The following is a 14,162-nucleotide window of genomic DNA, read 5'->3' as shown; positions in this document are numbered from 1 at the left end:
TCGTTGCAACGCTGGCCCGCACGCGAGTGCGGGCGGCGCGCTGCGCCTAGCTTGGCCCGCCGAGGCGAGCCTTCGCGGCCCATCGGCGTAGTGTTAACAGGCCCTAGATCTCGACCTTGGAGCCGAGCTCGACGATGCGGTTGGTCGGCAGGTGCAGGAAGTCGGCGGCGGCGGCGGCGTTGCGGTGCATGCTGGCGAACAGCTTCTCGCGCCACAGCGCCATGCCCGAACCGATGGTGGGAATGACGATGTCGCGCGAGAGGAAGTAGCTGGTTTCCATCTCTTCCAGGTGCACGTGGCGCGACTCCAGCAGCTTCAGCGCCTCAGGCACATCGGGCTCGTTCTTGAAGCCAAAGTGCACGCTCACCTGCCAGCAGTCGTTGCCCAGCGCCTCCACTTCCACGCGCTTGTCGAAACCGATCCAGGGCACCTCGTGATGCTTGACGGTGACGAACAGGTTCTGCTCGTGCAACACCTTGTTGTGCTTGAGGTTGTGCAGCAGGGCATTCGGGGTCATGCCTTGCTCGGAGGAAAGGAACACCGCCGAACCGGGCACGCGCAGCGGCGGGTTGACGAACACCGCGCCGAGGAAGCTCTTCAGGTCGATGGCATCCTCGCGCAGCTTGTCGCTGAGCTGGCGCCGGCCCTGCTTCCAGGTCAGCATCAGCGTGAACATGCCGATGCCGATCACCAGCGGGAACCAGCCGCCGGCAAACAGCTTGAGGAGGTTGGAGGCGAAGAAGGTGACGTCCACCACGAAGAAGAAACCGGTGGCGGCGAAGCACAGCGCCCAGGGGTACTTCCAGCCGTAGCGGATCACGTAGAAGGTCATGATGGTGGTGATGCTCATGTCCAGCGTCACCGCGATGCCATAGGCCGCCGCCAGGCGCGAGGACGAGCCGAACAGCACCACCGCCAGCACGATGAAGACGAACAGGCCCCAGTTCACGAAGGGCACGTAGATCTGGCCGGTGTCGCGCACCGAGGTGTGCAGGATGCGCATGCGCGGCAACAGGCCCAACTGCACCGCCTGCTTGGTGACCGAGAAGGCCGCGGTGATGAGGGCCTGCGAGGCGATCACGGTGGCCGCCGTGGCCAGGAACACCAGCGGCAGCGCGGCCCAGTCCGGCGCCATGTGGAAGAAGGGGTTGCTCACCGCCTCGGGTTCGTCCAGCAGCATGGCGCCCTGGCCGAAGTAGTTGACCACCAGGGCCGGCATCACCATGCCGTACCAGGCCAGCCGGATCGGCAGCGGGCCGAAGTGGCCCAGGTCGGCATACAAGGCCTCACCGCCGGTGACGCACAGCACCACCGCACCCAGCGAGATGAAGGCAACCAGCGGCTGGGCGGCGGCGAACTGGAAGGCATACCAGGGGTTGATGGCCGCCAGCACCTTGGGGTTCTCGATGATGTGCGGCAGGCCCAGCGCGATCAGCACGAAGAACCAGACCAGGGTGATGGGGCCGAAGAACTTGCCGATGCCGCTGGTGCCGAAGCGCTGCACCGCGAACAGGCCGGTGAGCACCAGCAGGGTCAGCGGCACGACGAATTTTTCCAGCTGCGGTGCGGCCACGCCCAGGCCCTCCACCGCCGACAGCACCGACACCGCCGGGGTGATGACGCCATCGCCATAGAAAATGGCGGTGCCGAACATGCCCACCACCAGCAGAGTGCGGCGCAGCTGCGGGCGCTCGCTCACCGCCGTGGTGGCCAGCGCCAGCATCGCGATCAGGCCGCCTTCGCCGTTGTTGTCGGCGCGCAGTATCAGCAACACGTACTTCAAGGAGACGATCACCGTCATCGTCCAGAAGATCAGCGAGAGCACGCCGAGGATGTTGTCGGTGGTGGCGGCCACATGGCCGCCATGGAAGACTTCCTTCAGCGCGTAGAGCGGGCTGGTACCGATGTCGCCATAGACCACGCCCAATGCCCCGAGCGTGAGGCCCGCCAGGGCGGACGGCGAACGTGCCGCAGTAGAAGAACCCACAGAGTGCCGCAGCGCGCTGAGGACGCTGCTCGAAAGCCAAAAGCGCTATTGTGCGCTCGGCTTTGTGCAGTGCGTCAAGCGCCCCGCCTGCCCAGGGGGCAGCGGGCTTGACGCCGCCGCGGCTTCATGTCAAGGGCGCCGCGCGGCTCAGGCGTAGACCTCGGCCTCGGGGTCGGTGACTTCGAGCTCGTAGCTGGCCGCCAGCATGGCCAGGCGCGCGATCACGCCATACATGTAGAAGCGGTTGGGCGCGCTCGCACCCGGTTTCTCACCTGGGCGCGGCAGCTGCGAGCTCTGCGCAAAGGCCAGCGGCACGAAGCTGGCGCCGGGGGCGTTGAGGTTCTCGTCCTCGCCACGCTCGGCATGGATGCGGTAGAAGCCGCCCACCACATAGCGGTCCATCATGTAGACGACCGGCTCGGCCACCGCATCGTGCACGCGCTCGTGCGTGACCACGCCCTCCTGCACGATCACCTCGCTGACCAGCTGGCCGTCCTTGCAGACGCTCATCTTGTTGCGGGTGCGGCGGCTCAGCTCGTCGAGGTCCTTGGCATCGCGCACCGTCATGATGCCCATGCCATAGGTGCCGGCATCGGGCTTCACCACCACGAAGGGCTTCTCCTGGATGCCGTATTCCTTGTACTTGCGGCGCGTCTTGTTGAGGATGGTGTCCACCTGGGTCTGCAGCGCATCCAGGCCCTGGCCGGTGCTGAAGTCCAGGCCCTGCACCGGCGCGAACATGGGGTTGATCAGCCAGGGGTCCATGCCCAGCAGCTTGGCGAACTTCTTCGCCACTTCCTCGTAGGCGCGGAAATGGTTGCTCTTGCGGCGCAGCGCCCAGCCCGCATGCAGGGGCGGCAGCAGGTATTGCTCGTGCAGATGCTCGAGCACGCGCGGCACGCCGGCGCTGAGGTCGTTGTTGAGCAGGATGGTGCAGGGGTCGAAATCCTTCAGGCCCAGGCGCCCGCGCTTGCGCACCAGCGGCTCGATGGTGAGCTGGCCGCCATCCGGCAGGGCCAGCGCCGTGGGCTCCTTGATGCTCTCGTCCAGCGTGCCCAGGCGCACGTTCAGGCCGGCCTGGGTGAAGATGCGCGTCAGCGTGGCCACATTGCTGAGATAGAAGCTGTTGCGCGTATGGCCCTCGGGCACCAGCAGCAGGTTCTTGGCCTCTGGGCAGATCTTCTCGATCGCCGCCATCGCCGCCTGCACCGCCAGCGGCAGCATCTCGGGGGTGAGGTTGTTGAAGCCGCCCGGGAACAGATTGGTGTCCACCGGCGCCAGCTTGAAACCGGCATTGCGCAGGTCCACCGAGCTGTAGAAGGGCGGCGTGTGCTCCATCCACTCGAGGCGGAACCAACGCTCGATCGCCGGCATGGACTCGAGCACGCGCTGCTCCAGCTCGTTGATGGGGCCGGTGAGTGCGGTAATGAGGTGGGGAACCATGATGCGGGGCCAGCGTTGCTTTATTGTCGAACGATTCTAGGAGGCTGCTGCACATGGGGGCGCAAATGAAAATCCCAAGCCGGGAGCAGGCGATATGCTTGGGGCTGTGAATGCCAGCCCCCTGAGCCCCATGAAGCCGAAGATCCTGATCGTTGATGACCAGGCCGACATCCGTCGCCTGGTACGTTGGGCGCTGGAGGACAGCCCCTACGTGATCTACGAGGCCGCCAACGGGGCGCTCGGCCTGCAGCTGGCACAGACGGTGCGCCCGGACCTGGTGCTGCTGGACGTGATGATGCCCGGCGGCATGGACGGCCTGGAGGTCTGCAAGACGCTGCGCGCCGACCCCGCCTTCGCCAACACCTTGATCGTCATGCTGACCGCCGCGGCCAGCGAACAGGACAAGGCCGAGGCCCTGGGGCTGGGCGCCAACTTCTTCCTCGCCAAACCCTTCAGCCCGGCCAAGCTGCTGGAGCTGCTGGGGATTCTGCTGCGCGGCCGCAAGACCTGACCCTCCGTCGAAAGCGCATCAGGCAAAAGAAAAGCCGCCCGAGGGCGGCTTTCGCTTGCGGGCTTGCTGGCCGGCTTACTTGTGATAAGCCGTCTCGCCATGCGCGCTGATGTCCAGACCCTCGCGCTCTTCCTCTTCGGTGACGCGCAGGCCGATCACCAGATCGACGATCTTGTAGGCGATCACCGAGACGATGCCCGACCAGATCACGGTCACGCCCACGGCCTTGGCCTGGGTCAGCACCTGGGCGCCGATCGAGTAGGCGTCGCCGGTGATCATGCTGGCGGTGACCCAGTCGCCCACGGCGCTGGGGCCACCCAGATTGGGCGAGTTGAACACGCCGGTCAGCAGGGCCCCGACGATGCCGCCGACGCCGTGCACACCGAACACGTCCAGCGAGTCGTCCGCACCCAGCAGCTTCTTCAGACCCGACACGCCCCACAGGCAGGCGAAGCCGGCGATCACGCCGATGATCAGCGCACCGCCCACGCCGACGTTGCCGGCCGCAGGGGTGATGGCCACCAGACCGGCGACGGCGCCCGAGGCGGCACCCAGCATCGAGGCCTTGCCCTTGTGCAGCGCCTCACCCACGCTCCAGGCCAGCACCGCGGCGGCGGTGGCGACGAAGGTATTGATGAAGGCCAGGGCGGCGAAGCCGTTGGCTTCGAGTGCCGAGCCGGCGTTGAAGCCGAACCAGCCCACCCACAGCAGCGAGGCACCCACCATGGTCAGCGTCAGGCTGTGCGGGGTGAAGCTTTCCTTGCCGTAGCCGATGCGCTTGCCCACGAAGTAGGCGCCCACCAGGCCGGCGACGGCGGCGTTGATGTGCACCACGGTGCCGCCGGCGAAGTCCAACGCGCCCCATTGCCACAGCAGGCCGGCCTTGCCATTCATCTCGTCAACGACGCTGGCGGCGCTGTAGGCATCCGGGCCCATCCAGAACCAGACCATGTGGGCGATCGGCAGGTAGCTGAAGGTGAACCACAGGGCCATGAAGAGCAGCACGGCGGAGAACTTGGCACGCTCGGCGAAGGCGCCGACGATCAGGCAGGCGGTGATGCCGGCGAAGGTCGCCTGGAAGGCCGCGAACACGATCTCGGGGATGACGACGCCCTTGCTGAAGGTGGCGGCGTTGGCGAAGGTGCCGGCCGCGTTGTCCCAGATGCCCTTCATGAAGAGCCGGTCCAGCCCGCCGAAGAAGGCATTGCCCTCGGTGAAGGCGATGCTGTAGCCATACAGCACCCACAGCACCACGATCATCGAGAAGGTGACCATCACCTGCATCAGCACCGACAGCATGTTCTTGCTGCGCACCAGGCCGCCGTAGAACAGCGCAAGACCTGGCACCGTCATCATGATGACCAGCAGGGTCGAGACCATCATCCAGGTGGTATCGCCCTTGTTGGGCACGGGTGCCGCGGCCGGGGCCGAGGCGGCCTCCGCGGGGGCAGAAGCGGCAGGTGCGGGCGCGGCGGCCGAGGCCGCCTCGGGTGCCGCGGCAACGGCGGCGGTGGCGGCGGGCGCCGAAGCGGCGCCGGCAGCGTCTTGTGCCCAGGCGCTGGGCGCTAGCGCCGCGGCGGCCAGGGCCAGACAGGCAAGCAGTTTCTTCATGATCGGGGGTCTCCGGAAGGGGGAAGTGCTGTGTGCGAGCAGAGCGGGCAGTGGGCGCTTAGAGCGCGTCCTGGCCGGTCTCACCGGTGCGGATGCGCACCACCTGGTCGAGCGGCGAGACGAAGATCTTGCCGTCGCCGATCTTGCCGGTGCGGGCGGACTTCTCGATCGCCTCGATCACCTGCTCCACCACCGCATCGGCCACGGCGGCCTCGACCTTGACCTTGGGCAGGAAGTCGACCACGTATTCGGCGCCACGGTAGAGCTCGGTATGGCCCTTCTGGCGGCCGAAGCCCTTCACTTCCGTGACGGTCAGGCCCTGCACGCCGATGGCGCTGAGCGCCTCGCGGACCTCATCAAGCTTGAAGGGCTTGATGACTGCGGTGATGAGTTTCATGGTGAGGTCTCCTCAGGTTCAATCAGAAGGTCTTCTTGACCGACAGCACCAGGCCGTTCTTGCCCAGGTTCTTGCCGGCGCCGATGTAGCTGTCGTTGTCGGTGCCCACCGCGGCCAGCCCGAAGGTGAAGCCGGCGTAGTCCTTGTTCACGGTGAGCGAGTAGTCGGTGTAGGAGGCCGAGCCCAGATGGCGCACCTTCTGGTGGCCCACATGCGGGGTCAGGGTGAAGCCCTCGCCCAGGTCGAAGGTGCCGCTCAGGTCCAGATAGCCGCTGCCCTTGGAGTCGGGAAAGCCGAACAGATTGCTGGTGCTGTGCGAGTACTTGGCGGTCACCGGGCCGAACGTCAGCGCGGCATAGAGCTCGGTGGTGTTGGCGCTGGGGCTGAGCTTGTTGCCCGAGTAGACGTATTGCAGGGCGCCGACATCCAGGGTCAGGCCGGCACTGATTTCGGTCTTGTAGCCGCCGTAAACGTCCAGCTCGACATTGCTGTCGCCGCCGGCGTCCTTGATCCATTTGATGGTGGAGGCCCAGGTGCCGATGTAGAAGCCGCTGGCGGAGGCATAGTCGGCGCCGCCCTGCAGGGCGGGCTTGAGGCGGGTCTGCGAAATGCCGCGGTAGCGATAGTCCGTGGTCACGCTGGCGTTGAACGACAGGGGGCTGGCCGGCTCATCAGCCAGCACCGGCATGGCCGGAGCGAGCAGGCTGATGGCAATTGCGGCGTAGATCGACTTCATCGCGGAACTCCTAAGGGTGGAAGACGGGCAGAAACGGTTTCACCCCCCCTGTTTGCAGCTTCCGTGCCAGCCCCATTTCGGACCTCATGCGCGGCTTTCCCTGGGGCATCGGGGCCCCAACAGGCCCGGCATGGGCTCAAACCGCACCAAGCTGGGTCAGAAAGCGCCTGGCGCCGTTCTGGTGCGCGCCCCGAAACCGTGCGCAACGCGCACGCGGGCAGCGGCAACGGCACAATCGGCGCCAGGGGAGGACAGCCACATGTCTCTGGCCATCATCCACAGCCGTGCCCTGGACGGCGTGAGTGCCGCACCGGTCACGGTGGAGGTGCATCTGGCCAACGGCCTGCCCAGCTTCACCCTGGTGGGGCTGGCGGAAACCGAGGTCAAGGAGGCTCGCGAGCGCGTGCGCGCCGCCCTGCTCAACAGCGGTTTGAGCTTTCCACATAGTCAGCGCATCACCGTGAACCTGGCGCCGGCCGACCTGCCCAAGGAGGGCGGGCGCTTCGATCTGCCGATCGCGCTAGGCCTGCTGGCGGCCAGCGGCCAGATTGACGACAAGCTGCTGGCCGACCTCGAATGCGCGGGCGAACTCTCGCTGGCCGGCGAGCTGCGCCCGGTGCGCGGCGCCATGGCGATGGCCCTGGCGCTGCGGCGCGAGGGCCAGGGCCGCCGGCTCCTGTTGCCGGTCACGAGTGCCCAGGAGGCGGCCTTGGTGCGCGGCGCGGCGGTCCACGGCGCCGGCCATCTCCTCGAGGTGGTGGCGGCCCTCGGCCCGGGCGGTGGCGGGCAGCTGCCCTTGCCGATGCCGGCCGCGCAGCCCAGGGCAGCCATACCCGCGCCCGACCTCAACGAAATCAAGGGCCAGGCCGGCCCCAAGCGGGCCTTGGAGATTGCCGCAGCCGGAGGCCTGAGCCTGCTGCTGATCGGGCCGCCGGGCACCGGCAAGTCCATGCTGGCGCAGCGTCTGCCGGGCCTGCTGCCCGCTATGCAGGAGCACGAGGCCTTGGAGTCGGCCGCGATGCTGAGCCTGGCCGGCATGTTCACGCCCGAGCGCTGGGGACAGCGCAGCTTTCGCAGCCCCCACCACAGCGCGTCCAGCGCCGCCCTGGTGGGCGGTGGCTCGCCGCCGCGCCCCGGCGAGGTATCGCTGGCCTTGCACGGCGTGCTGTTCCTCGTTATGTTGAGGTTGCGAAAACACTACTCACAACTTGCTGCCGCTATGTACATTTGCTATCATGTAATTATTGCAACGCGCAATTTCATTGATGCAACAGGGCCGCAGCTACTCGGTGAATTTCACGCCTGACGGCGCGTTTGCACTTCGGTACCCCGCGCTTGCGCACCTCCCCTTCATCCTCGACTCACGCCCCGGCTACCACCGCCTGGGCAACGCGTACCTAGTCGACAGGGGCCTGGGCCTCTGGGGGCCTGAGAGCCGGAACCAGGGCCCGACCGGTCACATACCCACCTCCCAGTCGATGCACAGCTACGCGCAGTGGCTGGCGAACTTCCTTGAGTGGGCCGACAGGCGCGGGGTGGACATCAACGTATGCGACTACGCCACGCACGTCGCGGGCCGCTATCAGAACGAGATGCTCGACGGTCTCTGGTCACGCGACGGGCAAGGCCTCGCACCGACCACAGTGAACTTGCGAGTCCAGCAAGCGTGCGACTTCCTGACCTGGATGAGCGACACCGGCCGGCGCAGTGCCTTCCACATACCCTACGACAAGGCGAGGCTAAAGGTCGGTTCAGCCACGAGCTCCATCGGCCATCTCGGGTTTGAGGTTCGGGTACGCAAGGGCAAGGTGCGTCAGCCAAAGCGCGTGCTGCGCATGCCGTCCGACGACGAAGTGAGACATTGGCTCGGCCGTGTCCACGAAGAGCGTGGCCCGACTTGTGGCCTCATGTGCGAAACGGTACTGCTGACCGCTCTACGGCGCGAAGAGGTCGTCTGCATCCGCAATGACACGCTGCCGGAGAACCGGAAGGACTGGCTTATCGCGAACCCCCTTGCCCCGCCTGCACAACAGCAGGTGCGCATCACCATTCGATACGGAACCAAAGGGCCGAGTTACGGCCTGGACCATGACGACAAGGTGGGCCCGGAGCGAGACATCCTCATTCCGTTGAGCCTGGCCAACAACTGGGACAGCTATCGCTCCAACGCGCGGAACCAGGCCTTTGCGGCGCGCATGAAAGGGGTGAAGGGGGCGGCCCGGCTTGCACGCGCTCAGAGCGCTGTGCACCTGTTCCTCAGGAGCTCAGACGGAATGCGGTTCCAGGGAACCGAGCTCTACAACGCCTGGACGGGAGTCGAGCCTCCAATCACGGGTTGGTCGCCCCACCAGGGGCGCCATTGGTGGGCATGCTCCGTCCTTTGGCGGGAACTAAAGAAGCATCAGAACACTGCGCACCTCAGCAACGAGACAGCTGCGGCGCTTCTAGAGAGCACAGCTCTGAGCATCATCAGGCTGCAAATTCAGCCGCAGCTCGGTCACGCCCACGACACGACGACGATGGTGTATCTGCGATGGGTGATGGACATGCTGGGCGTGCCCGTGTCGCTCGAGGATACCGGCGAGTCTTCCTCCGACGAAGAATAGGGAGCCGCATGGGCATCCGCACAAATACGAATACCAAGGACCACCTGCGACAAGACGCGGAAGCGACTAGGTTGTCGCTGGTCGAGAGCGCTGCGCCGCAGCCTCCGGTGGACGACCTGCTTCGCTTTTACACCTCTCATCGGACCAAGGCTTGCGCCGTTGACCTGAATGTCTTCAAGAGTGGCCAGCAGACCCGGCCGAACCGTGGCGGCACCTGGGCGGGGCCATTTAGTGGACGGCCGGAACTCATAGCGCAGCTCGCGCCGGCAATTCGCGACCAGCTGTCGCCGTTGGCCGAAAAGTCGGTCGGCCTGTACCTAGTTTCATTGCGCGCGTGGTGGCGGCTCTTCGATGCTGTCGAGACATCTGCAGTAGGCGTCGCGTCTCCCATCACTTCGGTTGCTGACCTCAGTGATGTGCATCGGCAGTTCGCCTTGGACCACGGGATGCGTCGCGGTGAGTTCGGCCTCTTCCTGCTCCTCGCAAACACCACCCGCACAGCCCTTGGGCTCAAGCCTCTGTATTGGCAAGCGCCGGAGGACAAGGTTGCCAGTCGCCATCTGCCACCACAGTGGCAGACGGACGTTGTGCGTCGCGAACTGAAGCACCGCTGGTTCTCCGTGATTGACCGATGGTCCTTGGCAGACGAATTGCGGAAGTGCCGGGCACCCTTGGTTGACCGAGACACGGCTCCCGAAGAGCATGTGGAGCAGGAGCGGCTGCTACGCAACTACGAGCGATTCGACGCAGTCGTTACCGCAACGCGCAACCTGCGGCCGCAGCTCGATTCGCTGACAGACGGAGTGACCTACCAATCCTTCTACAAGCAGGGCTTCAACATTGGCGACATGCTCCGCGGCAGTTACCCGGACGGCGATGACGTCCGCGCCGCTTTCCATTTGTGCCTTGCCACAACGGGTTGGAACCCTGCAGTCTTGCTGAGTCTTGACGTGACACAGGTCTTCATTGAGCAACACCCGAAGGACCCGGGACGCTACATCCTTCGTGGGACGAAGGCACGGGGCGATACCGAACAGCTCAATGAGGGATTGCTCAAGTCTCAGGGCAGTGCCGGCGTCGTCATTCAAACGCTGGTGGCTCGAACTTCCCTGCTACGTGACTCCTTGAGGACGGACCTGCAGCTATGCCGAGCTCAGTTGGCGCAGATGACTTCGAACGCGACACAGGAGGCCGCGGACCTCGAAGTAATGCGCAGCCGCATCACAGCGCTCGAGCAAGGCTTGAGGTCTCCTTGGCTGTTCCTCAGCAGCGGAAAGACAGGGCCTCAGTGGCTGACCGATAACAACTTCGCGAAGGGCTCGGAAAGAGACGGCGGGCGCTACTCCACGTACCTCGGCGACCTCATCACGGCCGTCAACATGCGGCAAGCAAGAGAGCGTCAGCTGTCCAGGCTGAAGCCGTCCGACCTGCGAGACGCCTATGCCGCATATGTCTACCACGCGAGCGGCGGCTCGGTGCTGTCTGTCATGAAGGCACTTGGCCATCGAGAGGTCCGCTCAACACAGGGCTACCTCCACAACACGCTGCTGAGGGAGGAGCATCGCAAGCTATTCGGAATCTTCAGTGAGGCCCTTTGGAGCGAGATGGAAGCCCATGGGCGCGTGGACCCGACCGTCCTCGCCCAGCGGTCCCGCAACGGAGACATCAGCTCGGAACAGCGCGAGCGCCTGCACAGCTACCGAACGATGATGCTAAGCCGCATTGGGGTTGGCTGCGCGGACCCGATGCATCCACCGCGGCACATTGACCCAAACTTCAAGCCAGACGGCAAGGCGATGTGCCATGTACAGCGTTGCACACTCTGCCTGGAAAACGCCGTCCTGCTTCCTGCAAGCCTACCCGGCCTATGCAAGCGACTGGCCGAGCTGCGCCATCTGCGCTCGCAGATGAGCGTGGCGGCGTTCCAAGAGTCCTCATTCCTCGAGGAGCTGGACAACACAGAGCTTGCGCTTCTCGCCTTCGACGCTGAAGAGGTCAGGCGCTTGCTTGAGGAATGGGAAGGGCGCATCGCCAGCGGAGCGCACAGGGTCATTGAGTTTGATGGTCGCGCGCAGGAGGTCGCTCAATGAGCACAGCCGTTACACAATTCCAGCAGCAGCAGAGCAGCCTTCCAAGCGAACGAGACGCCGAGGTTGAAGCAACTCGCAATCGCGGGTTGTTGGCCGCCACTGTCGACTCCATCCAGCGAGCGGACGCTCCTCAGCTCGCTGCCTTGCAGCGCGTCTTGCAACACGGCGACACGCTTGGCCGTTGGGAAACACCGGAGGCGTGGATTCCACCCGGGCGAAGGCAGCGCACTCTTGTGTCAATCGACTTGCGTCGACGCATCGCGCACTTCCTGCCCCAACATCTAAAGCACCTGGCGAGTGACGCCAGTCACCCCGATGGTTCGCCAATCACCAGGCGCCTCGACGAGGCAGTGCTCGTCCTGACTCGCTATTTGGTCCTATTGCGCCTGGGCCCCGTGGGCCTCGGACGCAAAGGAAACCTCCGCTCACTTGACCCGACATCGGTGCTCTTCGTCGGTTACGGGCCAGGTCCAACCATCCTCGCGCTGGCAATTGCTGCGTCCCTTGATGAGGCTGGGCAACCGATGGTCGACGACGCATCGCTCAGCTCATTGCGGCTGGGTGACCTTGCGCACCTGTCCAGGAACCAGCGGACAGACGTACTCGAAGAGTGCCGCCGCATGCGAATGCTCGCGGACCGTGGACTGTGGGCTGACGCACCCAGCCTGCAGCCGGACTCCACAGCGACCGCGATGACCGGCGCCCCTCGCTACACGGAGGAACCGCAGAAGCTCAATAGTCACCTCCCGCTCCCGGACGACTACGTCTCCGCGATGGGACGCCGCAGCCTCTGGCTCATGCGGGTGCTCGGGCCCAACTTGCTTGCAATCGGAAGCGCCATGGCCGACCTCTGGTCAACGACTAGCGTTGACGATTGGTCTGCCGAGACGATACGAGACAAGCGACGAGCCGGAATCAGTAGGCTGCTCTCCGCTCACCGCTGGCTAGACCACGAGGGTCGCACGTTCGACCGTCCGCCCTTTCACATCAGCCTTCCCGAGCAAAGCGGCTTCGCAATATCGAAGGGTGGCGGCGAAGCCGACGGAGAGTTGCGCTGGCCGCCGACATCGTATCGGGATGTCATGGCCCTGCTCGGCACTGTGCAGATGGCTCACTACTTCATTACCGGCATCAGTATCGGTGCGCGCAAGTCCGAAGCGCTTGGACTGCAGAGGGCCTGTGTCGTGCGTTCGGTCGATGGCCGGCCGTATGCAAACGGCAAGACTTACAAGCTCGTGCAACGACATGAGGGCGAGTGGAGGGACTGGCAGTTGCCTGAGGCTGCAGTCGATGCCCTCGCACAGCAAGCGCGACTCGTGGAGGTTGCCGAGCGCATCGCATTCCTCACACCAGCACAGACGACCCTTGGTGCGGCGTCGAACACGGGCTCGCATCACCTGTGGGCGCAGGTATCTGCGGCAAACCAAAGCGATGCTACGAAGCCGCTTGCCGACGTCAACAAGGCGTTGTTGGCCTATGCGCGCACGCTCGACTTGGACACCACGCCTGGCGGCCAGACCCTGCGACCACATCGCTTCCGGAAGACGCTGGCGCGTCTTGTGGCTCTGGCACTGACCCAAGCGCCAAAGTTGCTCATGGAAGTCTTCGGGCACAAGTCGATTGAGATGACCCTCTACTACATCCTCACCGACAAAGACCTCCGCGCTGAAATCGAGACGGTCTCGCGCGAGTTGCGCGTGATGCGTGCCAAGGAGGTGGTCGAACGGATGGTTGAGGCGGACTTGGCCTCGCAAGGTGCGGATAGCGCCAACCTGGGCGGGTACGGTGGTCTCGCGGCGGTATCCCTGCACAACGCCATCGGTGTTCACCGCGAGCGCGTGCACCGCCGTGGCGACCAATGGGGCGCGAACAACGTCATGGAGTTGGCCGAGCTACTGACCTTGCAGGGCAAAGCGTGGGAGCAAGTCCGCCCAGGAGTGCTCTGTACCAAGTTTCCGGGCGAGGCCGGGCCTTGCAACAAGAGCAAGGGACGACCCGAGCCCTCGAAGTGCCAGAGCACCTGTGGTCATCGTCTCGAAGAGGCCTTCCTGCGCGAAGACGTTGATGGGTCAATCCGCGATGCGCTGGCCGCCTACGAGGCGGCAGTTGCCGATGAGGAAAGCCTGACGGCCGCTCACTGGGCTGCCCAGGTACGTGCCCATGTGCCGCGCTTCGCCGACCTGCAGGCGAAGTGGATGGTCAACCCGACGGTGCGGGCACTGGTCGGCAACGAGAACGGTAAGGTGACCGTATGAAGGAGAAGTCAAAGGCGAAGCGGACCTACTCGACCGATGCGATTGAGCGCATGCGCGCCGCCGCACTTGCCCGCTACGACAGTGAAGCAGAGCAGGCCCATGAGCGGGTGCGCGCGGTCATGAAGACCATCCAGAAGGAGATGGCCGGCAACGAAGGCATCTATCCCAACAACAAGGGCGCGGTGTCGATGGCCGAGGTCGCACGGCGCGCGCAGATTCACCCTTTCACCTTTCACAAGCCGCGCTACGTTGAACTCGGCAAAGAAGTGAAGGCGTGGCTGGAGACGCTGAAGCAAGGAGGAGTTGTCGGTCGAGGGCGGGTCCGCAAGGAACTGGGGACCCGCGTCCAGGAATGGAAGAAGCTCTACGAGGACCTGCTGGAGACGCACCGCATCAGCGAGACCGACTTGGAGCACGCCCAGGCACGGCTAAAAGAGGTCCTTCAGGAGAACGACCAACTACGCCAGAGGGTGGCAGAGCAAGCGACGTTGAAGGTCGTGCCGCTGCGCCCGAAGAAGGGCTGACC

General features: G+C 64.9%; 10 protein-coding genes and 1 pseudogene. 6 read left to right on the top strand and 5 right to left on the bottom strand.

The genetic code is table 11. The features are described 5' to 3' along the window. Positions 1–103: 103 nt before the first annotated feature. Together AC3WQY_RS11415 and gshA are read right to left on the bottom strand one after the other, a co-directional pair. Positions 104–1,987, bottom strand: coding sequence for a potassium transporter Kup (locus AC3WQY_RS11415; RefSeq protein WP_492708412.1), 1,884 nt, complete (start codon positions 1,985–1,987; stop codon positions 104–106). 147 nt (positions 1,988–2,134) lie between these two features. Next, positions 2,135–3,430, bottom strand: coding sequence for a glutamate--cysteine ligase (gene gshA / locus AC3WQY_RS11410; RefSeq protein ID WP_285234900.1), 1,296 nt, complete (start codon positions 3,428–3,430; stop codon positions 2,135–2,137). Positions 3,431–3,560: 130 nt separating this feature from the next. Between gshA and AC3WQY_RS11405 the strand changes: the two genes are divergently transcribed. Continuing rightward, entirely contained in the window at positions 3,561–3,941 is a 381-nt protein-coding gene (locus tag AC3WQY_RS11405; RefSeq protein ID WP_492708411.1) for a response regulator transcription factor, read from the top strand. Between the two features lie 75 nt (positions 3,942–4,016). Here the strand turns inward: AC3WQY_RS11405 and AC3WQY_RS11400 are convergent, their stop codons facing one another. From AC3WQY_RS11400 to AC3WQY_RS11390, 3 genes are read right to left on the bottom strand one after another with little or no spacing between them, the layout of a single operon-like run. Beyond that, positions 4,017–5,552, bottom strand: coding sequence for an ammonium transporter (locus AC3WQY_RS11400; RefSeq protein ID WP_492708409.1), 1,536 nt, complete (start codon positions 5,550–5,552; stop codon positions 4,017–4,019). A gap of 58 nt (positions 5,553–5,610) precedes the next feature. Beyond that, entirely contained in the window at positions 5,611–5,949 is a 339-nt protein-coding gene (gene glnK / locus AC3WQY_RS11395) for a P-II family nitrogen regulator (RefSeq protein WP_285234897.1), read from the bottom strand. Positions 5,950–5,971: 22 nt separating this feature from the next. Further along, on the bottom strand, positions 5,972–6,685 hold the full coding sequence (locus tag AC3WQY_RS11390) for a TorF family putative porin (protein WP_285234896.1): 714 nt from the start codon (positions 6,683–6,685) through the stop codon (positions 5,972–5,974). A gap of 259 nt (positions 6,686–6,944) precedes the next feature. On the opposite strand from AC3WQY_RS11390, the pseudogene AC3WQY_RS11385 reads away from it, so the two are divergent. The 5 genes and pseudogenes from AC3WQY_RS11385 to AC3WQY_RS11365 form a co-directional block, all read left to right on the top strand. Continuing rightward, positions 6,945–7,859: pseudogene (locus AC3WQY_RS11385) on the top strand (YifB family Mg chelatase-like AAA ATPase); the annotation flags it as partial. Between the two features lie 304 nt (positions 7,860–8,163). After that, complete coding sequence (locus AC3WQY_RS11380) at positions 8,164–9,291, top strand: site-specific integrase (protein WP_492708406.1); 1,128 nt, start codon at positions 8,164–8,166, stop codon at positions 9,289–9,291. Between the two features lie 8 nt (positions 9,292–9,299). Beyond that, positions 9,300–11,381, top strand: coding sequence for a hypothetical protein (locus AC3WQY_RS11375; protein ID WP_492708404.1), 2,082 nt, complete (start codon positions 9,300–9,302; stop codon positions 11,379–11,381). Further along, on the top strand, positions 11,378–13,636 hold the full coding sequence (locus AC3WQY_RS11370) for a hypothetical protein (protein WP_492708402.1): 2,259 nt from the start codon (positions 11,378–11,380) through the stop codon (positions 13,634–13,636). Before AC3WQY_RS11375 ends, AC3WQY_RS11370 begins: the two co-directional genes overlap by 4 nt. Further along, on the top strand, positions 13,633–14,160 hold the full coding sequence (locus tag AC3WQY_RS11365; protein ID WP_492708400.1) for a hypothetical protein: 528 nt from the start codon (positions 13,633–13,635) through the stop codon (positions 14,158–14,160). Before AC3WQY_RS11370 ends, AC3WQY_RS11365 begins: the two co-directional genes overlap by 4 nt. Positions 14,161–14,162: the final 2 nt, after the last annotated feature.

It is taken from the genome of Roseateles sp. FW301-B2 (assembly GCF_058788955.1).
Note: the sequence above shows the minus strand (reverse complement) of the source record. Positions and strands in the feature narration are given on the sequence as shown.

Bases quoted from the DNA above. Each gene is read 5' to 3' on its own strand.
- AC3WQY_RS11375 (WP_492708404.1), top strand. From the start codon at position 9,300: ATGGGCATCCGCACAAATACGAATACCAAGGACCACCTGCGACAAGAC.
- glnK (WP_285234897.1), bottom strand. From the start codon at position 5,949: ATGAAACTCATCACCGCAGTCATCAAGCCCTTCAAGCTTGATGAGGTC.
- AC3WQY_RS11370 (WP_492708402.1), top strand. From the start codon at position 11,378: ATGAGCACAGCCGTTACACAATTCCAGCAGCAGCAGAGCAGCCTTCCA.
- AC3WQY_RS11380 (WP_492708406.1), top strand. From the start codon at position 8,164: ATGCACAGCTACGCGCAGTGGCTGGCGAACTTCCTTGAGTGGGCCGAC.
- gshA (WP_285234900.1), bottom strand. From the start codon at position 3,430: ATGGTTCCCCACCTCATTACCGCACTCACCGGCCCCATCAACGAGCTG.
- AC3WQY_RS11405 (WP_492708411.1), top strand. From the start codon at position 3,561: ATGAAGCCGAAGATCCTGATCGTTGATGACCAGGCCGACATCCGTCGC.
- AC3WQY_RS11365 (WP_492708400.1), top strand. From the start codon at position 13,633: ATGAAGGAGAAGTCAAAGGCGAAGCGGACCTACTCGACCGATGCGATT.
- AC3WQY_RS11400 (WP_492708409.1), bottom strand. From the start codon at position 5,552: ATGAAGAAACTGCTTGCCTGTCTGGCCCTGGCCGCCGCGGCGCTAGCG.
- AC3WQY_RS11390 (WP_285234896.1), bottom strand. From the start codon at position 6,685: ATGAAGTCGATCTACGCCGCAATTGCCATCAGCCTGCTCGCTCCGGCC.